Source organism: Pseudomonas sp. B34(2017) (genome assembly GCF_002112915.1).
Taxonomy (GTDB): Bacteria; Pseudomonadota; Gammaproteobacteria; order Pseudomonadales; family Pseudomonadaceae; genus Aquipseudomonas; species Aquipseudomonas pharyngis.
In genome coordinates this window covers 480,744-500,786 of sequence record NZ_NEJA01000006.1, presented here as the reverse complement: position 1 = coordinate 500,786, position 20,043 = coordinate 480,744, and the positions used below count along the sequence as shown (strand labels likewise).

General features: G+C 60.7%; 23 protein-coding genes. 2 read left to right on the top strand and 21 right to left on the bottom strand.

Annotation, left to right across the window (positions count from 1 at the left end; translation table 11 throughout):
• Positions 1-6 precede the first annotated feature (6 nt).
• The 16 genes from CAF80_RS21540 to ccoN (CAF80_RS21460) form a co-directional block, all read right to left on the bottom strand.
• Positions 7-690 (bottom strand): sulfite exporter TauE/SafE family protein, encoded by a 684-nt coding sequence (locus tag CAF80_RS21540; protein ID WP_039770036.1) that lies wholly within the window; start codon positions 688-690, stop codon positions 7-9.
• Positions 683-895, bottom strand: coding sequence for a cbb3-type cytochrome oxidase assembly protein CcoS (gene ccoS / locus CAF80_RS21535; RefSeq protein ID WP_007951659.1), 213 nt, complete (start codon positions 893-895; stop codon positions 683-685). Before ccoS ends, CAF80_RS21540 begins: the two co-directional genes overlap by 8 nt.
• 22 nt (positions 896-917) lie before the next feature.
• Positions 918-3,368 (bottom strand): heavy metal translocating P-type ATPase, encoded by a 2,451-nt coding sequence (locus CAF80_RS21530; RefSeq protein WP_085667903.1) that lies wholly within the window; start codon positions 3,366-3,368, stop codon positions 918-920.
• 133 nt (positions 3,369-3,501) lie between these two features.
• Positions 3,502-4,041, bottom strand: coding sequence for a FixH family protein (locus CAF80_RS21520; protein ID WP_085667902.1), 540 nt, complete (start codon positions 4,039-4,041; stop codon positions 3,502-3,504).
• Between the two features lie 11 nt (positions 4,042-4,052).
• The gene (ccoG, locus tag CAF80_RS21515; protein WP_085649031.1) at positions 4,053-5,468 is read right to left on the bottom strand and encodes a cytochrome c oxidase accessory protein CcoG; all 1,416 of its coding nucleotides are present in this window, start codon (positions 5,466-5,468) and stop codon (positions 4,053-4,055) included.
• A gap of 264 nt (positions 5,469-5,732) precedes the next feature.
• Entirely contained in the window at positions 5,733-5,921 is a 189-nt protein-coding gene (locus CAF80_RS21510) for a hypothetical protein (RefSeq protein WP_039770042.1), read from the bottom strand.
• Between the two features lie 128 nt (positions 5,922-6,049).
• Positions 6,050-6,457 carry a type II toxin-antitoxin system VapC family toxin gene (locus CAF80_RS21505; RefSeq protein WP_039770044.1) on the bottom strand — a complete coding sequence of 136 codons (408 nt, stop codon included), beginning with the start codon at positions 6,455-6,457 and terminating at the stop codon, positions 6,050-6,052.
• Positions 6,458-6,712, bottom strand: coding sequence for a type II toxin-antitoxin system Phd/YefM family antitoxin (locus tag CAF80_RS21500; RefSeq protein ID WP_039770179.1), 255 nt, complete (start codon positions 6,710-6,712; stop codon positions 6,458-6,460).
• A gap of 174 nt (positions 6,713-6,886) precedes the next feature.
• On the bottom strand, positions 6,887-7,870 hold the full coding sequence (ccoP, locus tag CAF80_RS21495) for a cytochrome-c oxidase, cbb3-type subunit III (RefSeq protein ID WP_039770046.1): 984 nt from the start codon (positions 7,868-7,870) through the stop codon (positions 6,887-6,889).
• Positions 7,867-8,052 carry a CcoQ/FixQ family Cbb3-type cytochrome c oxidase assembly chaperone gene (locus tag CAF80_RS21490; protein WP_003175465.1) on the bottom strand — a complete coding sequence of 62 codons (186 nt, stop codon included), beginning with the start codon at positions 8,050-8,052 and terminating at the stop codon, positions 7,867-7,869. The genes ccoP (CAF80_RS21495) and CAF80_RS21490 overlap by 4 nt, the downstream gene beginning before the upstream one ends.
• Positions 8,053-8,057: 5 nt before the next feature.
• On the bottom strand, positions 8,058-8,666 hold the full coding sequence (gene ccoO / locus CAF80_RS21485; protein WP_011333287.1) for a cytochrome-c oxidase, cbb3-type subunit II: 609 nt from the start codon (positions 8,664-8,666) through the stop codon (positions 8,058-8,060).
• Positions 8,666-10,108 carry a cytochrome-c oxidase, cbb3-type subunit I gene (ccoN, locus tag CAF80_RS21480; RefSeq protein ID WP_039770049.1) on the bottom strand — a complete coding sequence of 481 codons (1,443 nt, stop codon included), beginning with the start codon at positions 10,106-10,108 and terminating at the stop codon, positions 8,666-8,668. Before ccoN (CAF80_RS21480) ends, ccoO (CAF80_RS21485) begins: the two co-directional genes overlap by 1 nt.
• A 500-nt stretch (positions 10,109-10,608) precedes the next feature.
• Positions 10,609-11,565, bottom strand: a complete 957-nt coding sequence (gene ccoP / locus CAF80_RS21475) for a cytochrome-c oxidase, cbb3-type subunit III (RefSeq protein WP_085667901.1) — start codon at positions 11,563-11,565, stop codon at positions 10,609-10,611.
• Entirely contained in the window at positions 11,562-11,759 is a 198-nt protein-coding gene (locus CAF80_RS21470; protein ID WP_085667900.1) for a cbb3-type cytochrome c oxidase subunit 3, read from the bottom strand. Before CAF80_RS21470 ends, ccoP (CAF80_RS21475) begins: the two co-directional genes overlap by 4 nt.
• A 3-nt stretch (positions 11,760-11,762) precedes the next feature.
• Positions 11,763-12,371: a cytochrome-c oxidase, cbb3-type subunit II gene (gene ccoO / locus CAF80_RS21465; protein WP_039770055.1), complete on the bottom strand. Its 609-nt coding sequence runs from the start codon at positions 12,369-12,371 to the stop codon at positions 11,763-11,765.
• Positions 12,372-12,381: 10 nt separating this feature from the next.
• On the bottom strand, positions 12,382-13,806 hold the full coding sequence (gene ccoN / locus CAF80_RS21460; RefSeq protein ID WP_007969190.1) for a cytochrome-c oxidase, cbb3-type subunit I: 1,425 nt from the start codon (positions 13,804-13,806) through the stop codon (positions 12,382-12,384).
• An 86-nt stretch (positions 13,807-13,892) separates the two neighbouring features.
• Between ccoN (CAF80_RS21460) and CAF80_RS21455 the strand changes: the two genes are divergently transcribed.
• Together CAF80_RS21455 and CAF80_RS21450 are read left to right on the top strand one after the other, a co-directional pair.
• Positions 13,893-14,570 (top strand): alpha/beta family hydrolase, encoded by a 678-nt coding sequence (locus tag CAF80_RS21455; protein ID WP_074687647.1) that lies wholly within the window; start codon positions 13,893-13,895, stop codon positions 14,568-14,570.
• Positions 14,571-15,455: 885 nt separating this feature from the next.
• Positions 15,456-15,815, top strand: coding sequence for a DUF6124 family protein (locus CAF80_RS21450; protein ID WP_039770060.1), 360 nt, complete (start codon positions 15,456-15,458; stop codon positions 15,813-15,815).
• 116 nt (positions 15,816-15,931) lie between these two features.
• Here CAF80_RS21450 and CAF80_RS21445 read toward each other — a convergent pair whose 3' ends face one another.
• The 5 genes from CAF80_RS21445 to inhA form a co-directional block, all read right to left on the bottom strand.
• Positions 15,932-16,351: a type II toxin-antitoxin system YafO family toxin gene (locus CAF80_RS21445; protein ID WP_039770062.1), complete on the bottom strand. Its 420-nt coding sequence runs from the start codon at positions 16,349-16,351 to the stop codon at positions 15,932-15,934.
• Between the two features lie 6 nt (positions 16,352-16,357).
• Positions 16,358-16,504 (bottom strand): hypothetical protein, encoded by a 147-nt coding sequence (locus CAF80_RS28915; RefSeq protein WP_165369536.1) that lies wholly within the window; start codon positions 16,502-16,504, stop codon positions 16,358-16,360.
• Positions 16,505-16,712: 208 nt separating this feature from the next.
• The gene (locus CAF80_RS21440) at positions 16,713-18,278 is read right to left on the bottom strand and encodes a PAS domain-containing methyl-accepting chemotaxis protein (protein ID WP_039770064.1); all 1,566 of its coding nucleotides are present in this window, start codon (positions 18,276-18,278) and stop codon (positions 16,713-16,715) included.
• A 102-nt stretch (positions 18,279-18,380) separates the two neighbouring features.
• The gene (locus CAF80_RS21435; protein ID WP_039770065.1) at positions 18,381-19,172 is read right to left on the bottom strand and encodes a CPBP family intramembrane glutamic endopeptidase; all 792 of its coding nucleotides are present in this window, start codon (positions 19,170-19,172) and stop codon (positions 18,381-18,383) included.
• 133 nt (positions 19,173-19,305) lie between these two features.
• Entirely contained in the window at positions 19,306-19,992 is a 687-nt protein-coding gene (inhA, locus tag CAF80_RS21430) for an isonitrile hydratase (RefSeq protein ID WP_074687649.1), read from the bottom strand.
• Positions 19,993-20,043: the final 51 nt, after the last annotated feature.

Sequence of the window (20,043 nt, the reverse complement as noted above, 5' to 3'; positions counted from 1 at the left end):
ACGGGATCAGTGGCCCATCAGCCAGTGCTGGTGCGGCCCCGGCAGGGTCCAGATACCGAACAGGATCACCAGCAGACCGCCGGCCATGCGCACGCTGCGTTTGCGCAACAGCGCCGTGACCCGCTCGGCCGCGAGGCCGGTGGCCAGCAACACCGGCCAGGTGCCGAGCCCGAAGGCGAGCATCAGCAATGCACTGTCCAACGCATTGCCCTGACTGGCCGACCACAGCAACGTGCTGTAAACCAGCCCGCACGGCAGCCATCCCCACAGCGCGCCGAGCAGCAAGGCCCGGGGCAGGCTCGACACCGGCAGCAAGCGGTTGGCGACGGGTTGAATGTAACGCCACAGTCCTCGGCCAAGGCTTTCGATGCGGGTCAGACCGCTCCACCAGCCCGCCAGATACAGGCCCATGGCGATCAGCAGCAACCCGGCCAAAACCCGCATGAACAGCGCAGCGGGACTGTTGGCCACCGCCCATCCCGCCAGCCCGATCAGCAGACCGGCCGTGGCATAGCTGAGGATTCGCCCGAGGTTATAGGCCAGCAACAATCGAAAGCGTCGGCTGCGTTGTTCCTTGGGAATCGCCAGAGTCAGCGCGCCCATCAAGCCGCCACACATGCCCAGGCAATGGCCGCCGCCGAGCAGGCCAAGGATCAACGCAGACACCAGCAGCGGCGCCAGTTCAAGCATGAGGTGGCGCCTTGTCGTCCGGTTTGGCGGGGTTGGCTTCGTCCACAGCGGCAGTGTGGTTCGGGTCCTGGTCGTCGAACAGGATGCTGTGGGCCGGACCGTCGAGGTCGTCGTACTGGCCGCTGTCCACCGCCCAGAAGAAGATGTAGACGGCGATGGCCACGATCAGCAGCGCGGCCGGAATCATCACGTAGAGAGCTGGCATCTGTACTCCATGCCCGCGCGGCTCAGGCCGGCAGCGGGCGGGTTTCTGACGTGGCGCTGACGGCCGGCGCACTCGGCAGGCGAGTCAGGCGCAGGGCGTTGAGTACCACGGTCAGCGAACTGATCGACATGCCGACGGCGGCCCACACCGGAGTGATCCAGCCGAGGGCGGCGAACGGCAACATGAGGCCATTGTACAGCGCGGCCCACAACAGGTTCTCGATGATCACCCTGCGAGTACGGCGGGCCAGCGTGAAGGCTTGTACCAAGGCGTCGAGGCGGTTGGACAGCAGCACCGCGTCGGCACTGGTTTTCGCCAGATCAGTGGCCGAGCCCATGGCCACGCTGATGTCCGCAGCGGCCAGTACCGGCACGTCGTTCACGCCGTCACCGAGCATCAACACCTTGCGGCCGTCCTTGTGCAGTTGTTGCAGCACTTGCAGCTTGTCGTCCGGGCGCAGACCGCCCCGGGCCTCGTCGATACCCAGTTCGGCGGCGACACTGGCGACCATCGGCGAACTGTCGCCCGACAGCAGCAGCGTGCGCCAGCCGCGCGCCTTGCACGCGGCGAGCAGGGCGGGGGCGTCGTCGCGCAGACGGTCGTCGAGGGCGAACCAGGCCAGCGGTCCGTTACTGTCACCGAGCAGCAACCATTGCCCCGGTTCCTTCGGCATCGAGGGCACAGGCACGCCGCTGAGATCACAGACAAAATCCGCCTGGCCGATGCGCAAGCGTTGTTCGCCAACCAACCCTTCAAGCCCCAGGCCCGGCGTGCTGTGGACCTCTTCGGCAGCCAGCGGTGCGCGACCGAAGGCGCGGGCGATCGGGTGTTCGGAACGGTTTTCCAGGGCGGCGGCCAGGCTCAGGCATTGATCGTTGTCGAGGGCCCCGAGCGGGCGGATCGAACGCAGTACCAGTCGGCCTTCGGTGAGGGTGCCGGTCTTGTCGAAGATCACCGTGTCGATCTGATTCAAGCCTTCCAGCACATGGCCGCGCGTCAGCAGCAGGCCGAGTTTGTGCAGGGTGCCGGTGGCGGCGGTGAGGGCGGTCGGCGTCGCCAGAGACAGCGCGCACGGGCAGGTTGCAACCAGCATCGCGAGGACGATCCAGAACGCCCGTGACGAATCCAGTTCCCACCACAGCAGGCCGATGGCGGCCGCCGCGATCAACGACAGCAGCAGGAACCATTGCGCAGCACGGTCGGCGATTTCCGCCAGTCGTGGTTTTTCCGCCTGGGCGCGATCCAGCAGGCGGACGATGGCCGACAGCCGCGTGTCCTGGCCGAGTGCCTGCACCTCGACGGTCAGCGCACCTTCCACGTTCAGCGTACCGGCGGTGACCGCATCGCCCTTGGTACGCGGTTGCGGCAGGTATTCGCCGGTCAGCACCGATTCGTCGATGCTCGACTGGCCATCAAGGATCTTGCCGTCCGCCGGCAGCACCGAACCGGGCTGCACCAGCACCCGGTCACCGAGGCGCAGTTCGCTGAGCAGGATCCGCTCGCTCTGGCCGGCGTCGTCGAGGCGCAGGCACGAGGCGGGCAGCAGATTGACCAGTTGCGCGGTGGCGGCAGCGGTGCGCTCGCGGGCGCGGCGTTCGAGGTAGCGCCCGGCGAGCAGGAACAGCGCGAACATGCCCACCGCGTCGAAATACAGCTCGCCGACCCCGGTAATAGAGGTCCAGATCCCGGCGACGTAAGCCGCGCCGATCGCCAGCGACACCGAGACGTCCATGGTCAGATGACGGGTGCGCAAGTCGCGCATGGCGCCTTTGAAAAACGGCGCGCAGCTGTAGAACACGATCGGCGTGGTCAGGAACAGCGCGACCCAGCGCAGGATCGTATGCAGCTCCGGGCTGAGGTCGATGTTGAATTCCGGCCAGGTCGCCATAGTCGCCATCATCGCCTGGAACCACAACAGCCCGGCGACCCCGAGCTGGCGCAGGGCCAGGCGGTTTTCACTGGCCAGTTGTTCGCTGGCGCGGTCGGCCTGATACGGGTGTGCGGCGTAACCGATGTGGCGCAGTTCGCCGAGGATCTGGCTCAGCGGCAATTGCCCGTCAGCCCAGCGCACATGCAGGCGATGGTTGGACAGGTTCAGCCGCGCCTCGGCCACGGCGGGCAGGGTGCGCAGGTGTTTCTCAATCAGCCAGCCGCACGCGGCGCAACTGATGCCTTCCATCAGCAACGTGGTTTCGGCCAGCTCACCTTCGTGGCGCACGAAGGGTTGCTGCACGTCGGCGCGGTCGTACAGCTCAAGCTCATCGACCAGTTGCACCGGCAGCGCTTCGGGGTTGGCCGAAGCTTCGCTGCGATGCTGGTAATAACTTTCCAGGCCGCCGGCGACGATGGCTTCGGCCACGGCCTGACAGCCGGGGCAGCAGAACTCGCGGGATTCCCCGAGCACGACGGCGGTGAAGCGACTGCCGGACGGGACGGGCAGGGCGCAGTGGTAGCAGGGGATTGGAATGGTCATGAGGCGTTCCGATGATCGTTCCCACGCTCCGCGTGGGAATGCCTCCCCGGACGCTCCGCGTCCGCTTCGGCTGGGACGCGGAGCGTCCCTGGCGGCGTGCCCACGCAGAGCGCGGGAACGATCAGAGTAAGGCTTATTTCTTCAGGTCTTCTGCACCCTGCAACGGCTCATCACCCAGCAACAGATCCTTGTCATGGTTGACCAGCTCTTCCTCGAACATCCGCCACACGTGATCGTCCTGAGTGCCCAGCAATTCAACAAAGCGCCGGCCTTCGACCTTGTCGCTCAACTGGCCAATGTAGCGGCCCGTTTCAGTCTCGCTGCGGGCCAGGACGATCTTGCGATCCTTCTCCGGCTGGGTCGGCGAGATCAGGTTCAGTTCCAGGGTTTTCGGCTGGCTGTCGCCGCTCAGGCGCAGGTCGACTTCGCCGGTGACATCATCCAGGTGCACAGCGGCGCGCATCTTCAGGGTCTGAGCCAGCAATTCACGGTCCAGCGAACGATTGATGCCCTTGCCGGCCTCGTAGTAGTTGTCGTTGACCAGGTTGTCCGGGTTGTTCACCGCGATGGTCACCATGGACAGCGTCAGGGTCACCGAACAGGCCAGAATCGCGATGATGATCCATGGCCAAAGGTGCTTGTACCAGGGACTTGCGGCGTTTGCTGCGGGCATGTTCAGTTCTCTCAACGATTTTGTGGGCCGATGAACCGGCTCTTGGCTTCTACGTGGACGCTGTCGTCATCGGCATCCCTGAGGATGAATTTCACCTCGTTGGTGCTCGAAGGCAATTGTTCAGGCGCGCTCGACAGCTCGACCGGCATGCTGAAGATTTCCCCGGCCGGCACCTTGATCTCGCGTTTGCCTTGCAGGCGCAGATCCGGCAAACCGGCGGCTTCCAGCACGTAGGTGTGGTCGCGCTGATCCTTGTTCATGATCTTCAGGCTGTAGACGTTTTCGATCCGGCCTTCGGCGTTTTCTCGGTACAGCACGCGGTCCTTGCTGACGTCGAAACCCACCAGCGAACGCATGAAGAAGGCCGTCACCAGCAGGCTGATCATCGCCAGCAGCACCACGGCATAACCGATCAGGCGTGGCCGCAGTTTATGGGTTTTCTGCCCGGACAAGTTGTGTTCGGTGGTGTAGCTGATCAGCCCGCGCGGGTAATCCATCTTGTCCATGATGCTGTCGCAGGCGTCGATGCACGCGGCGCAGCCGATGCATTCGATCTGCAGGCCGTCGCGGATGTCGATGCCGGTCGGGCAGACCTGGACGCACATGGTGCAGTCGATGCAGTCGCCCAGGCCCTGAGCCTTGTAGTCGATGCCTTTCTTGCGCGGACCACGGCTTTCACCGCGACGCGGGTCGTAGGAAACGATCAGCGTGTCCTTGTCGAACATCACGCTCTGGAAGCGTGCATACGGACACATGTAGATGCACACCTGCTCACGCAGCCAGCCGGCATTGCCGTAAGTGGCCAGGGTGAAGAAACCGACCCAGAAATACGACCAGCCATCGGCCTGGCCGGTGAAGAATTCGATTACCAGTTCGCGGATCGGCGAGAAGTAGCCGACGAAGGTCATGCCGGTGACGAAGCCGATCAGCAGCCACAGCGCGTGCTTGGCGAATTTACGCAGGAACTTGTTGGCGCTCATCGGCGCCTTGTCGAGCTTGATGCGCTGGTTGCGGTCGCCTTCGGTGACCTTCTCGCACCACATGAAAATCCACGTCCATACGCTTTGGGGACAGGTGTAACCACACCAGACCCGGCCGGCATACACGGTGATGAAGAACAGACCGAAGGCGGCAATGATCAACAGCCCGGAAAGCAGAATGAAATCCTGCGGCCAGAAGGTGGCGCCGAAAATGAAGAACTTGCGCTCCGGCAGGTTCCACCACACTGCCTGGTGACCGCCCCAGTTCAACCACACCGTACCGAAATACAGCAGGAACAGCGCCGCGCCGCCCATCATCCGCAGATTGCGGAACAGGCCGGTGAAAGCACGGGTGTAGATTTTTTCTCGAGAGGCGTAAAGGTCGACGCTGTTGTTTGCGTTCTTACTGGGTGGCGTGACGTCGTGTACCGGAATCTGGTTGCTCATCATTGCATCCCACGGCAGTGGAAAAATGCCTCGGTCGATACGTGCCGGCCGGGGTCAAAAAGGGGTGTTGCGGTGGCGCAATGATACGCCTGTACTACCGACGAACGGGTGCGACCTTTGGTCGCGTTGGGGAAAAATCATGAATGGTGTAGCGAATGTAACAAAGCATGATGCAGATCAATTGACTATAGACGATGGGTGCTGCTGACATCGCGACGGCTCAGTCACCCAAACCCGGAAATTGCCGCCGCTTTCATCAATCGGTCAAAGCAACCGGCCGCCGCCAAGGCTGTCCATCCCGCCGGTACTGCGCTTTCTGTCGGCAGTGGCTTCGTTCACGATGGATCGTGTTTGTCGTCTCAGGCTGTCGCTGTTGGCTTCGTCAATTTGTGGCGTCTGTTCACCCATTTGAATCGGCTGATCAGTTTCCTGATTCGGATGTTGTTCGTTCATCGGATAGCTTCCTTGCAAGATGAGTTGTGAGGTAGGCAGCCCATCGGCTGCAGCAGGACGTTATCGCTTGCCAGCCAATGTGCCCATCGAATTTCAGTTGCGAGATGTGAAGCTGAGATGCGGGTCTTTCATTCCCACGGATTGATCAGCGCAACGCCGCTGGATTCAAAGTCGGCGACATTGCGGGTGACCACCGTCAGCCCATGAACCAGTGCCGTCGCGGCAATCAGCGCATCGCTTTCATTGGCCTGATCCGGCACATGAATGCGCGCGCAGCGCAGGGCGACAGCTGCATCGACCGGCAGGATTCGCGCATCGAAGGCCGGCATTACGTGGCGCTTGAGCCAGGTGCGCAGAATCTTTCCCTGAGCCGGATCACGGCGCTCCATGCGTAGGACGCCGGTCTCCAGTTCCTTCAGCGTAATGGCCGAGATAAACATGCGAGGGGCAATGATCGTTCTGGCCCAGGCGACAACGTTCTTGTCGGCCTGGGGTTTGCGCAATTCGGAAATTACATTGGTGTCTAGCAAATACATTCAGGACAGGTCCACAGGGCGGTGAGTGATCACGGCACGCTCGGTTTCGAACTCGATGTCTGCCGCTTCAGGCATGACCAGCAGATCGACGATGCTCGCGTTGAGGCCGGTTAGTTTTTCGTACTCCTCAATGCTTAGCAGTACGTGGGCGGGCTTGCCACGATCCGTGATGATCACCGGCCCATTGCGTGCGGCTTTTTTGGCACTGCTTGTGTCCTGATTGAATTCGCGGCTGGAAATGGTGGTGATGGCCATCATTGCGACCTCTCCTGAAAAAGATATGTAGCAACGTTACTACCTCATGCCTCGTCTCACAACCGGGAAGGCCTGACGAGCCTGACCGCTGGTCGGGCATTCAAAAAGGCAGAAACAAAACGGCCCCGCCAATTCTCATTGGCGGGGCCGCTTTGTTTGCTTCAGGCGTTGGCCTTACTGGGCCTCGGCTTCCGCTGGTTTTTCACCGTGGGACAGGCTGTAAACGTAAGCCGCCAGCAGGTGAACCTTGTCGTTGCCTTGCAGTTGTTCCTGGGCAGGCATCTGGCCCTGACGGCCGTAACGGATGGTCTGCTGCAGTTGGGCGAAGCTCGAACCGTAGATGAACGCGGCCGGGTGGGTCAGATCGGGTGCGCCCATGGCTGGCGTACCTTTACCCGCCGGGCCGTGGCAGGCCACGCAGTTGGCGGCGAACAGTTTCTGGCCATTGGCCGGATCTGCCTTGGTGCCTTCCGGCAGCTTGCGGCCATCCAGATTGGTCAGTACGAACGCAGCCACATCGGCCACGCCTTGCTCACCGATCACTTCAGCCCAGGCCGGCATCACCGCGTGACGACCGCCCATGATGGTGGTCTTGATGGTTTCCGGCTCGCCGCCCCAGCGCCAGTCGGCGTCGGTCAGGTTCGGGAAGCCATAAGCGCCCTTGGCGTCGGAACCGTGGCAGACCGAGCAGTTGGAGGCGAACAGGCGGCCACCCATTTTCAGGGCTTGTGGATCCTTGGCGACTTCTTCGATCGGCATGGCGGCGAACTTGGCGAAGATCGGACCGAACTTGGCATCCGAACGCGCCATTTCCTTTTCCCACTCGTGAACGCCGGTCCAGCCGGTCTGGCCGTTGGCGAACGCGGTCTGCTTCTCGGTATCGAGGTAGTTGTAGCCCGGCAGCAGGCCTTTCCAGTTGCCCAGGCCCGGGTACAGCACCAGATAACCCAGAGCGAACACGATGGTGCCCACGAACAGCATGAACCACCATTTCGGCAGCGGGTTGTCGTACTCCTCGATCCCGTCGAAGGAGTGGCCGACCGTCTCGTCCGTCTGCTCGCTGCGCTGGCCCTTGCGGGTCGACAGCAGCAGCCAGGTCAGGGAAAAGATCGTACCGAGACTGAGGACTGTGACGTACAGACTCCAGAATGTAGTCATTCTTTGTTACTCCTAGAAGCTTGCTCGACGTGCTTGATGGCTTCGGGATCATCCGCGAAGGGCAGCAAGGTCGCGTCTTCAAACTCCGACTTGCGCTTGGGGCTGAACACCCACAACGCCAGGCCGATGAAGGCAACCATCACGACAACGGTGCCCAGGCCTCGAATCATCCCGATATCCATCAGAATCACCGTTTGCTTTTGATGATGGTGCCCAGGCCTTGCAGATAGGCCACCAGCGCGTCCATTTCGGTTTTGCCCTTCACGGCATCTCTTGCACCGGCGATGTCTTCGTCGGTGTAAGGGACGCCGAGCGTGCGCAACACTTCCATTTTCTTGGCCGTGTCTTTGCCATCGAGCTTGTTTTCTACGAGGAACGGGTAGGCCGGCATTTTCGACTCGGGGACGACGTTGCGCGGGTTGTACAAGTGCGCACGCTGCCAGTCATCGGAGTAACGACCGCCGACGCGGGCCAGGTCCGGGCCGGTACGTTTGGAACCCCACAGGAACGGGTGATCCCAGACGCTTTCACCGGCGACCGAGTAGTGGCCATAGCGTTCGGTTTCGGCACGGAACGGACGGATCATCTGCGAGTGGCAGCCGACACAGCCGTTGGCGATGTAAACGTCGCGGCCTTCCAGTTCAAGGGCGGTGCGCGGCTTCATGCCTTCGACCGGCTTGTTGGTGACGTCCTGGAAAAACAGCGGAACGATTTGGGTCAGGCCACCGACGCTGACGGCGATGACCATGAAGAAGGCCAGCAGACCAATATTCTTCTCGACAGCTTCATGCTTCATCAGTGAGCTCCAACTACGGCGATCTTGGCGGCGGCTTCGGCTTCAGCCGGGTTCGAGGCGCGCACGGTGCGCCATACGTTGTAAGCCATCAGCAGCATGCCGCTGGCGAAGAACGCACCGCCCAGGGCACGGACGATGAAGCCGGGGTGGCTGGCCTGCAGCGCTTCGACGAACGAGTAGGTGAGGGTGCCGTCGTCGTTGATTGCACGCCACATCAGGCCTTGAGTGATGCCGTTGACCCACATCGAAGCGATGTACAGCACGGTACCGATGGTCGCGAGCCAGAAGTGCGCGTTGATCAGGCCGGTGCTGTGCATCTGCGCGCGGCCGAACAGTTTCGGGATCATGTGGTAGATCGCGCCGATCGAGATCATCGCTACCCAGCCGAGTGCACCGGCGTGTACGTGGCCGATGGTCCAGTCGGTGTAGTGCGAAAGCGAGTTGACGGTCTTGATCGCCATCATCGGACCTTCGAAGGTCGACATGCCGTAGAACGCCAGCGATACCACCAGGAAGCGCAGGATCGGGTCGGTGCGCAGCTTATGCCAGGCGCCCGACAGGGTCATCATGCCGTTGATCATGCCGCCCCAGCTCGGTGCCAGCAGGATGATCGACATCGCCATGCCCAGCGATTGTGCCCAGTCCGGCAGTGCGGTGTAGTGCAGGTGGTGCGGGCCGGCCCAGATGTACAGGGTGATCAGCGCCCAGAAGTGCACGATCGACAGACGATAGGAGTAGATCGGACGTTCGGCCTGTTTCGGCACGAAGTAGTACATCATCCCCAGGAAGCCGGTGGTCAGGAAGAAGCCCACGGCGTTGTGGCCGTACCACCACTGGATCATCGCGTCGGTGGCGCCCGAGTAGGCCGAGTAGGACTTGAACAGGCTGACCGGCAGCGACATGTGGTTGACGATGTGCAGCATCGCGGTCACCACGATGAACGCACCGTAGAACCAGTTACCGACATAGATGTGCTTGGTCTTGCGCTTGGTGATGGTGCCGAAGAACACCAGTCCGTAGGAAATCCAGACAATGGCCAGCAAAATGGCGATCGGCCATTCCAGTTCCGCGTATTCCTTGGTGGTGGTGTAACCCAGCGGCAAGGTAATGATCGCGCCGACGATCACCGCTTGCCATCCCCAGAAGGTGAAGGCCGCGAGGCTGTCGGAAATCAGTCGCGTCTGGCAGGTTCGCTGCACGACATAGTAGGAAGTGGCAAACAGTGCACAACCACCGAAGGCGAAAATCACCAGGTTTGTGTGCAACGGGCGCAGGCGTCCAAAGCTCGTCCACGGCAGACCGAAGTTCAACTCCGGCCAGACCAGTTGCGAGGCGATGAAGACACCGAGCCCCATGCCAAGGATCCCCCAGACCACCGTCATGATGGCGAACTGGCGGACTACCTTATAGTTATAAGCAGTCGGACTGATTGCTGTGCTCATTCTAAGGTTCCACGGTTTGGGTGTTTTATTAGGATTAAAATCGGCCGCAAGTATGTAGAAAGCAGGGGGTCAATGCAACGCGCCATGACCTGGGTCAATGCTTTCCAACGCTGATTCTGCGGCCTTTCCATGCGCCGCGTAAGGACAAAATTGCCCTCGGACAAAATGTCGCAGCGGACGAAAAAAGCGAGGGGTCCCGGTCGGATGTAACGGGGTGTGTTCGAACGCTCGGTTAGGGTGACGGACGGTAATGGGCACGACAGCCGGTATCTACCGGCCTTTGCGGCCATGTCAGTCAGCCGATTCGTTCAATTCCTCGCTCGGGGTCGACCTGGAACCGGCACGGGCCAGTCCGCATCGAGCAAGCGTAGACCCGAATCCGGGTAACCGAAAGGAGAGGGGGTGAAGGGGTGCGACAAAAGGAAGCAGCTGCAAGCTGCAAGCTGCAAGCGACAAGACGAATCATGTCGCCTGCAGGATTGTATACATTGCTTGTGATTTTACTTGGAGCTTTCAGCTTGAAGCTTGTCGCTCAATTGCTCAGTATTTTTTGACAGACTGTATACGTAAGCGGCGAGCAGTTGCACTTTATCGTTGCCCAGCAGCTCGTTCTGAGCGGGCATGTGGCCTTGACGGCCATGGCGAATGGTTTGCTCGAGCTGGGTCAGGCTGGTGCCGTAGATGAAACCGGCCGGGTGCGTCAGGTTCGGCGCGCCCATGGCTTCGGTGCCCTGGCCGTTTGCCCCGTGACAGGCGGTGCAGGTTGTGCTGAACGCCTGCTGACCCGCTTGGAGATCAGCCTTGTTGTCCGCCGGCAGTGGCAGCCCCGCCAGTTCATGACGCACATAGGCGGCGACGTTTTTCACGCCAGTCTCACCCAGCACTTCACCCCATGCCGGCATTGCCGCCATCCGGCCACCCATGATGGTGGTCTTGATGGTTTCGGCGCTGCCGCCCCAACGCCAGTCCTTGTCGGCGAGGTTAGGGAAACCGAACGCACCCTTGGCGTCCGAGCCGTGGCACACCGAGCAATTGGAGGCGAACAGACGGCCACCCATTTTCAGCGCCTGCGGATCCTTCGCCACTTCTTCCACCGGCATCGCGGCGAACTTGGCGAAGATCGGCCCGAACCTGGCGTCCGCCTTGCTCATTTCCTTTTCCCATTCGTGGACGCCGGTCCAGCCATCCTCGTAGCCAGGCAGGATGCCTTTCCAGTTGCCCAGGCCCGGATAAAGAATCAGATAGCCCACGGAAAACACCAGCGTGCCGGCGAACAGCATGAACCACCACTGCGGCAGCGGGTTGTCGTACTCCTCGATGCCGTCGAAGCTGTGGCCCATGGTCTGGTCGACGCTGCCCTTGGTTTCGCCCCGACGGGTGCCGACCAGCAGCCAGGTCAGGCCGATCAGGCTGCCGATGGTCAGTACGCAGATCCACGTACTCCAGAAGGTGGTCATGGCCGGGTACTCCTTGTTTCATTAGCTTGGGTAGTGTCGGGTTGTGGCTCGTCGGCAAACGGCAGCAGGCGCGCTTCGGCGAACTCCGGCGTGCGCTTGCGGTTGAACACCCACAGGGTCAGGCCGACGAAGGCCACGAACACCACGACCGTGCCGAGGCCGCGAATCAGCCCCGCGCTCAATTCAAAGACCATGGCTCACCTCTTGCTCTTGATCGCAGTGCCGAGCACTTGCAGGTAGGAGACGAGGGCGTCCATTTCGGTCTTGCCCTTGAGGCTGGCCACCGCGCCGCTAATGTCGTCGTCGGTGTACGGCACGCCGAGGGTGCGCATGGTCTTGAGCTTGGTTTCGGTGTGGCTGCTGTCGACCGGTTGGGTGACCAGCCATGGGTAGGCCGGCATTTTCGATTCCGGTACAACGTTGCGCGGGTTGTACAAGTGCGCGCGGTGCCAGTCATCCGAGTAGCGCGCCCCGACGCGGGCCAGGTCCGGACCGGTACGTTTCGAGCCCCACAGGAACGGGTGGTCCCACACGCTTTCACCGGCCACCGAGTAGTGCCCGTAGCGTTCGGTTTCGGCGCGGAACGGACGGATCATCTGCGAGTGGCAACCGACGCAGCCTTCGCGGATGTAGATGTCGCGACCTTCCAGCTGCAGCGCGGTGTAGGGCTTCATGCCCTCCACCGGTTTGTTGGTCACGTCCTGGAAGAACAGCGGGACGATCTGGGTCAGGCCGCCGATGCTCACGGCGAACACCATCAGCAGCATCAGCAGGCCGACGTTCTTTTCAATCGTTTCGTGTTTCATGGCGGACTCCTCAGGCCATCTGCGCGGCAGCAACGACGTCAGCAGGCTGCGAGGCCCGCACGGTGCGCCAGGTGTTGTAAGCCATCAGGAACATGCCGCTGAGGAAGATCGCCCCGCCGATCAGCCGCACGACGAAGCCCGGGTGGCTGGCCACCAGGGTTTCGACGAAGGAGTAGGTCAGCGTGCCGTCCTCGTTCACCGCACGCCACATCAGGCCCTGGGCGATGCCGTTGACCCACATCGAGGCGATGTAGAGCACGGTGCCGATGGTCGCGAGCCAGAAGTGCGCGTTGATCAGGCCGATGCTGTGCATCTGCTCTTTGCCGAAGACTTTCGGAATCATGTGGTACAGCGCGCCGATGGAAATCATCGCCACCCAGCCGAGCGCGCCGGCGTGTACGTGGCCAATGGTCCAGTCGGTGTAGTGGGAGAGGGCGTTGACAGTCTTGATCGCCATCATCGGACCTTCGAAGGTCGACATGCCGTAGAACGCCAGCGATACCACGAGGAAGCGCAGGATCGGGTCGCTGCGCAACTTATGCCAGGCGCCGGAGAGGGTCATCATGCCGTTGATCATGCCGCCCCAGCTCGGTGCCAGCAGAATCAGCGACATCACCATGCCCAGCGACTGCGCCCAGTCCGGCAGCGCGGTGTAGTGCAAGTGGTGCGGGCCGGCCCAGATGTACAGGGTGATCAGCGCCCAGAAGTGCACGATCGACAGACGATACGAATACACCGGACGTTCGGCCTGTTTCGGCACGAAGTAGTACATCATCCCGAGGAAACCGGCGGTGAGGAAAAAGCCTACGGCGTTGTGGCCGTACCACCATTGCACCATCGCATCGGTTGCACCGGCGTACACCGAGTAGGACTTGGTAAAGCTCACCGGCAACTCAAGATTGTTGACGATGTGCAGGATCGCCACGGTGATGATGAACGCGCCGAAGAACCAGTTGCCCACATAAATGTGCTTGGTCTTGCGCTGCATGATCGTGCCGAAGAACACGATGGCGTAGGCGACCCAGACGATGGTGATCAGGATGTCGATCGGCCATTCCAGCTCGGCGTATTCCTTGGAACTGGTGTAACCCAGTGGCAGGCTGATGGCCGCCAATAGAATCACAAGCTGCCAGCCCCAGAAGCAGAACGCGGCGATTTTCGGCGCAAACAGCTGGGTCTGGCAGGTGCGCTGCACCGAGTAGAACGAACTGGCGAACAAGGCACAGCCGCCGAACGCGAAGATCACCGCGTTGGTGTGCAGCGGGCGCAGGCGTCCGAAGCTGGTCCACGGCAGGTTGAAGTTGAGTTCGGGCCAGACCAATTGAGCCGCGAGAAAAACCCCGAGCCCCATGCCGACGATGCCCCACACCACCGTCATAATGGCGAATTGGCGGACCACCTTGTAGTTGTAGGCGGTACTGATAGAAGTGTTCATGGTTCCCCATCCACGGTTCAGCCGAAGTGAGCGCCAACAGCGCGTCCTTCGCCTGGAGTTATAGGCAGACTAAAAGCGAGGCAAGCATGGACAAACAGCACAAGGCCAGTATTGACGGGGATCAATGGGCGCAGTGCCTGCGGGATCACGGGTGGCTTTGGGATGCCGCTGTTGGCGAGGCTTCGGCGACGCTCATCCTGGCGCATGGGGCGGGGGCGCCGATGGATAGCGACTGGATGAACGATATGGCTGGGCGCCTTGCTGGGCTGGGGGTGAACGTGTTGCGGTTTGAGTTTCCTTATATGGCGCAGCGGCGGGTTGATGGGGTCAAGCGGCCGCCGAATCCTGCGGGGAAATTGCAGGAGTGCTGGCGTGAGGTTTATGGCTTGGTGCGACTTCATGTCGCTGGGGTTTTGGCGGTTGGCGGGAAGTCTATGGGGGGGCGGATGGCCAGTCTGCTTGCCGATGAGCTTGGCGCGGATGCGTTGGTTTGCCTGGGGTATCCGTTTTATGCGGTGGGGAAACCGGAGAAGCCTCGGGTTGAGCATTTGGCTTCTTTGCGGACTCGGACGTTGATTGTTCAGGGGGAGCGGGATGCTCTGGGGAATCGGGACGCTGTCGAGGCTTACGATCTATCGCCGAGTGTTGAGGTGTTTTGGCTGGCCTCTGGGGATCATGATTTGAAGCCGCTCAAGGTTTCCGGGTTTACGCATGAGCAGCATTTGGCTTTGGCGGCGGAGAGGGTTGCCGGGTTTCTTCGTTGAGGTTTGGTTTTGGGGTGTATATCCGTTGCTGCGGTTATGGCTGCTTAGGGTTCCGCCCTTACGGCGGGTCACTTTTGGCAAACGCCCCAAAAGTAACCAAAAGGTCTTGCTCCTACGTCCGGCCCGCTCGCTGAGGCTCGGGGTTCCTTCGCTCCGGGATTCATCCGGGGGCATCGCCTCCGGTTTGCTTCGCTGCACCTCCTCTCGATGTGTTTGGCTTCGCCAAACGGTCGCTGCGCTCCCACCCCCGGATAAATCCCTCCACTCAGCCTTCCGAAGTCGCCCGTGGATCAAGATCAAAAGCTGCAGCCGAGCTAACGCTCATCCTGTTGAGTGGTTAGGAGCCGATTGAAGTGCTGTTCAAAACCTGAGTTCAACTCGGTATCCCACGTCGGCGTACCTCGCCCAAACACTCCGTCAGTCCCCTCTCCCTCGGGGAGAGGGCTAGGGTGAGGGGTAAGGATTTCACTGACACACCACAAAAACTGAAAGCCCCCCAGCCCGGCATTTCCAGCGAATAAACACGATCGCGTCACCACGTTTAAAGTACACGAACCGTTACGCCATAAGGGCTACAACACCTTGCGTCGTTGCCTACGCGTACGCCAGAATCCGCCGGCTTACGCGGTTTGGAAAGGGCTATATCGTTTCCCTGTCACTGAAAAACAGTGATCGGGTTTGGTAGCCCGCTTCGAAACCGTCGTATGGCGTCACCATATGCAGTCCCTTATTTGGGGCTCAGATTTTATGGTGGGCATGCGCGGGGCTCCTTTGTGAGCGCCGGGTTTCCCGTTTCGACCGGTCTACCAACCCGCGTATGGCCACCACCCTTCGTTTGGTAGCGAGGGTGATGGCTCCTAAATATTCGAAACTGGAGTTAAATCTATGTTCAAAGCCACGCCTAACCCACCAGAAGCCGACCCAATCCTCCAAGACCCCGAGCTCGAGTCCCAAAAGACAAAAGAAGCCGCCGACCGCGCACTCGACTTTTACCTCGGCCCCGAAATTCCGAAGTACTTCCCACCCAAGGCCCGTCCCATCTACATGGTCGATCCCACGCTCGATGACGAAACACTGCTTGTCGAAGCCAGTGAATCACTGTCGTCAGCCAACGCCATGGCCGGCAATATCGCCAACTCGGTAAAAGGCCCGGAACGCAAACCGCTGCTGGCGCTGCAACAGCTGATCATGTTGAACGAGCTGCTGGTAAATCGACTGCTGGACAGGCTGCGCTTGCCACAGTAATCGCTGGTAACCGCGTGTAACGCCAAATCAAAAACAAAAAACCGGATAGCTCTCACTATCCGGTTTTTTGTTATCACCCACTAAATACATTTTCCGAGAACTGGCCAGCCAGTTAATCAAAAGTCGTCGAGGTCCAGATAGATGACTTTTCCCACGACCCATGGCTCAACAATCTCGTAATGCACCGTTCGCAGAAATGAACCCCACTCACTCCGGTTATGGGCATCCGGGCCAGTGATTGTCAGCAAAAGGTATTCATCCCGGAAAGCATCGTAGGCGTAGATAAGCCAGAAGTCGTTGTCAGGATCGTCAACCAGGGCAGTTCGATAATACTGGCGGTCTATTTTTGCCCACCGCGCCTGGGTCGCTTGGGTACTGGCCAGGTGGATGTGATGCATATCGCTGAGGTCGAGTCGTTCGTCTCGCCCAAAAATAGCGGGCAGTTCGCCGCACACTTTGTAGTTATAAAAATGAGCGGCGAAATTTTTCCAGTTGTTGATTTGTTCGAAAAGCGCAGAGATTTTGACTGCTGGCATCTATGGCTACTTTGTTATGGGTAGCTTGCCAGTGATCACATATTTATCGAACGCTTTCTGCCCATCACGCGCGGCTTGCCGGACATCAAGAAAAGTCAGTTCATCGCGAATGACTTTTTTGACTGGCTTGTCGATCTTTCTGGTGGTGGCCATCGGAGCCTCCAAAGGAGATGTATTCATACTGACCAGCTTAAGGGATTGGATTTCTACCGGCAAACGATAGAGCCGACCCCAAAGGTGCACCAGTCAGCGGATTCTGGCGTTCTTGTAGGGCATAGCGCCCCTATGTGTAGTCACGCGGTGAGCCACAATAAAAAACCCGGAAGCTCTCGCTATCCGGGTTTTTTCTATTGCAGAACAATCAGCGGTTAAACCGCTCCACCAACGAGTATTGCGTGTTGGCGGTCTTGGTCAGCTCTTCACTCAGCAACGCCGAGTTATGCGCCTGTTCCGAGGTCTGGTCCGCTAGTTCCGAGATGTTGCTGATGTTGCGGCTGATTTCTTCAGCCACGGCACTTTGCTCTTCGGTCGCGGCGGCGATCTGGGTGGTCATGTCGGTGATGTTGGCCACGGCTTCGCTGATGCCCACCAGTGCCTGGTCTGCTTCCAGTACCCGCGCCACACCTTCTTCCGCCTGGCGATGGCCGGCTTCCATGGTTTGTACGGCGCTGGATGCAGTCTGCTGCAACTTGGCGATCAGGGCGTGGATCTGGCCGGTGGATTCGCTGGTGCGTTGTGCCAGTTGGCGGACTTCGTCGGCGACCACGGCAAAACCACGGCCCATCTCGCCGGCACGCGCTGCTTCGATCGCGGCATTGAGTGCCAGCAGGTTGGTCTGGTCGGCGATGCCTTTGATCACGTCGACCACGCCGCCGATTTCGTCGCTGTCCTTGGCCAGTTGGGTGACGGTCAGGCCGGTTTCACCCACGACTACGGACAGACGCTGGATGGCTTCGCGGGTTTCGCCGGCGATGTCGCGGCCGCGGCCGGTCAGACGGTTGGCTTCCTGGGTGGCGTCGGCGGTGCGCTGGACGTGGCTCGCCACTTCTTGCGTGGTGGCGGCCATCTGGTTGACGGCGGTGGCGACCTGTTCGGTTTCCACGCGCTGACGTTCCAGACCGCTGGAGCTGTTGTGCGCCAGGGCGTCGGATTGCTTGGCCTGATCGGTCAGGTGCTCGGCGGTGTCCTGCAGACGGGTCAGGCAGGTTTTCAGACGCGCTTCCTGGCTGAGGATCGACATTTCCAGACGCGCCTGGGCGCCACGGCTGTCGGTGTACATCTGCGCGATCAACGGGTCGGAGGTGGTCTGCTCGGCCAGACGCAGCAGGCGCTTGAGCCCGCGTTGTTGCCATTGCAGGCCCAGCAGGCCCAGCGGCACCGACAGACCGGCGGCGAGGGCGAAGCCCCACTGCGAGTTGAGGGTGGCGCCGATCATGAAGCTCAACTGGCTGACCAGAATGAACGGCAGCCAGTCCTGCACGATCGGCAGCCATTTGTCGCTCGAAGGAATCGCCGACTTGCCCTGGTTGATGCGTTGGTAGAGCGCTTCGGCACGGCGGATCTGTTCGGCGGTGGGTTTGACCCGCACCGACTCGTAACCGACCACCTGACTGCCATCGAACACCGGCGTTACATAGGCGTTCACCCAGTAATGATCACCGGTCTTGCAGCGATTCTTGACAATGCCCATCCATGGCAAGCCTTGTTTCAGTGTGCCCCACATGTGCGAAAACACCGCTGCCGGGACGTCGGGGTGACGGACCAGGTTGTGCGGCGCACGGATCAGTTCCTCACGCGAGAACCCGCTGATTTCGACGAAAGCGTCGTTGCAGTAAGTGATCACGCCTTTGGCGTCGGTTGTGGAAATCAACCGTTGCTGAGCCGGGAAAGTCCGTTCGCGTTGTGTAATGGGCTGGTTGTTACGCATGGTTTTTCAATCCGCAAGGCTTTGAAAGGTTGTCGGCGGGGTCGGCCATTTATTGAAATTTTTTTTCATTTATAAGTACGGCGTCGCAAAACGGCCCTTGCTTCAACCCGCGAGCATCGGATAGGTGAACAGACCGAAATGCAGCAGGTTCAGGCCAAAGTGCGTGGCGATCGCCGCGCCGAGCCCGCCAAAACGGTAGGCCAGACCATAGCCGACACCCGCCAGGCTCGCCAGCAACACCCATTGCCAGCCGGCGCCCACATGCACCAGGCCGAACAGCAGGGACGCCAGCAGCAGCGCGAGGTTGTCGCCGTAGGGCAGGTGTTTGAAACGCCGGCTGAGGCCGCCCTGGATATAGCCGCGAAACAGCGCTTCTTCGACCAGCGTCACCAGCAGCAGATTGTTCAGCACCCACAGCCATGCCTGATCCGGCCACTTCGGCGCCCAAGTGATCATGCCCAGTAACACGGCGCCGCCCAACGCCAGAATCACGCTCAGCGTCAGTGCCAGCGCGGTGGCGTACACCGTCAGGCGCAATGAGCGTCGCGCGACGATCCACGGGCAGACCAGTAGCAGCCAGAAGCCAATCAGCGGTTTGTCGAGATTCAGGTACATCGAGAACGGCACAGCGTTGTCGGTGAAGCGCTGGGGCTCGATGGCCCGGCCGTTGTAGAAACCCGGCAGCCAGTGCAGGGCCAGCGCCAAGGCCAGCACGATAAACAGGCCATGCCCGAGATAACGCCCGACCGGCACGGTTTGCTGGCGCACGGCGTAACCGGCGAAAACCAGCAGTGCAATGGAGATCAGCGCCAGCCAGCCGAGCTGGCCGAAACTCGACGCCAATCCGTAACCAAGGCTGAGAAGCCCGAGATAGAGCCATGGCAGAGCTGTCATGGAAAGTCCTTGTGCACGATTTGTGGACAGGCTTTCTACACGGGTGGGGACGAGGGGACAAGTGAAGGTGTAGGGCTAAACCGGGACGCAGGCCCTGCGGGTTGGTCCCCGCAGGGCCTATGTTGCGCACGAATCAGCGCAGATTGAGCTTCGCCGCAGCACGCTCGGTGATTTCAGTGCGCAACTTCAATGAAGGCGCCGCACGCTTACGCGCCTCATCGACAACCGCACTCGGCGCCGTCTCCGGGCTGCCCGAATCAAACGGTGGCGCCGGCGCATATTCCAGCTGCAACTGCACCAGTTGCGCCGTATCGACACCGACCAGCTCTTGCGCCAACGTCAGGGCAAAATCGATCCCCGCCGTGATGCCGCCCCCGGTAAACAGATTGCCGTCGCGCACCACCCGATCCTTCACCGCAATCGCGCCCAGTGTCGGCAGCAGATCGTGATAAGCCCAATGCGTGGTCGCCCGTTTACCCCGCAACAGACCCGCCGCCCCGAGCACCAGCGAACCGGTGCACACCGACGTCACGTAACGCGCCTGCGCCGCTTGCGCCCTGATGAACGCCAGCGTTTGCTCATCCTCCATCAACGGCCCGACACCGGCGCCGCCAGGCACGCAGATCACATCCAGAGCCGGGCAATCCTCGAAGGTGGTGGTCGGTTTCAGCACCAGCCCGGTACTGGCGGTGACCGGTACCAGATCTTTCCAGACCAGATGCACCTGGACGTCCGGCAATGAGGCCAGCACGTCGTACGGGCCGGTCAGGTCGAGTTGCTGCACCTGGGGAAACAACAGAAAACCGATCTGCAACGCCATGATTCTTCTCCGTGAAAGGGGTGGACGGCTTCACTGTAGGCGCGTAGGTTT

Bases quoted from the DNA above. Each gene is read 5' to 3' on its own strand.
- CAF80_RS21540 (WP_039770036.1), bottom strand. From the start codon at position 690: ATGCTTGAACTGGCGCCGCTGCTGGTGTCTGCGTTGATCCTTGGCCTG.
- ccoS (WP_007951659.1), bottom strand. From the start codon at position 895: ATGCCAGCTCTCTACGTGATGATTCCGGCCGCGCTGCTGATCGTGGCC.
- CAF80_RS21530 (WP_085667903.1), bottom strand. From the start codon at position 3,368: ATGACCATTCCAATCCCCTGCTACCACTGCGCCCTGCCCGTCCCGTCC.
- CAF80_RS21520 (WP_085667902.1), bottom strand. From the start codon at position 4,041: ATGCCCGCAGCAAACGCCGCAAGTCCCTGGTACAAGCACCTTTGGCCA.
- ccoG (WP_085649031.1), bottom strand. From the start codon at position 5,468: ATGAGCAACCAGATTCCGGTACACGACGTCACGCCACCCAGTAAGAAC.
- CAF80_RS21510 (WP_039770042.1), bottom strand. From the start codon at position 5,921: ATGAACGAACAACATCCGAATCAGGAAACTGATCAGCCGATTCAAATG.
- CAF80_RS21505 (WP_039770044.1), bottom strand. From the start codon at position 6,457: ATGTATTTGCTAGACACCAATGTAATTTCCGAATTGCGCAAACCCCAG.
- CAF80_RS21500 (WP_039770179.1), bottom strand. From the start codon at position 6,712: ATGGCCATCACCACCATTTCCAGCCGCGAATTCAATCAGGACACAAGC.
- ccoP (WP_039770046.1), bottom strand. From the start codon at position 7,870: ATGACTACATTCTGGAGTCTGTACGTCACAGTCCTCAGTCTCGGTACG.
- CAF80_RS21490 (WP_003175465.1), bottom strand. From the start codon at position 8,052: ATGGATATCGGGATGATTCGAGGCCTGGGCACCGTTGTCGTGATGGTT.
- ccoO (WP_011333287.1), bottom strand. From the start codon at position 8,666: ATGAAGCATGAAGCTGTCGAGAAGAATATTGGTCTGCTGGCCTTCTTC.
- ccoN (WP_039770049.1), bottom strand. From the start codon at position 10,108: ATGAGCACAGCAATCAGTCCGACTGCTTATAACTATAAGGTAGTCCGC.
- ccoP (WP_085667901.1), bottom strand. From the start codon at position 11,565: ATGACCACCTTCTGGAGTACGTGGATCTGCGTACTGACCATCGGCAGC.
- CAF80_RS21470 (WP_085667900.1), bottom strand. From the start codon at position 11,759: ATGGTCTTTGAATTGAGCGCGGGGCTGATTCGCGGCCTCGGCACGGTC.
- ccoO (WP_039770055.1), bottom strand. From the start codon at position 12,371: ATGAAACACGAAACGATTGAAAAGAACGTCGGCCTGCTGATGCTGCTG.
- ccoN (WP_007969190.1), bottom strand. From the start codon at position 13,806: ATGAACACTTCTATCAGTACCGCCTACAACTACAAGGTGGTCCGCCAA.
- CAF80_RS21455 (WP_074687647.1), top strand. From the start codon at position 13,893: ATGGACAAACAGCACAAGGCCAGTATTGACGGGGATCAATGGGCGCAG.
- CAF80_RS21450 (WP_039770060.1), top strand. From the start codon at position 15,456: ATGTTCAAAGCCACGCCTAACCCACCAGAAGCCGACCCAATCCTCCAA.
- CAF80_RS21445 (WP_039770062.1), bottom strand. From the start codon at position 16,351: ATGCCAGCAGTCAAAATCTCTGCGCTTTTCGAACAAATCAACAACTGG.
- CAF80_RS28915 (WP_165369536.1), bottom strand. From the start codon at position 16,504: ATGGCCACCACCAGAAAGATCGACAAGCCAGTCAAAAAAGTCATTCGC.
- CAF80_RS21440 (WP_039770064.1), bottom strand. From the start codon at position 18,278: ATGCGTAACAACCAGCCCATTACACAACGCGAACGGACTTTCCCGGCT.
- CAF80_RS21435 (WP_039770065.1), bottom strand. From the start codon at position 19,172: ATGACAGCTCTGCCATGGCTCTATCTCGGGCTTCTCAGCCTTGGTTAC.
- inhA (WP_074687649.1), bottom strand. From the start codon at position 19,992: ATGGCGTTGCAGATCGGTTTTCTGTTGTTTCCCCAGGTGCAGCAACTC.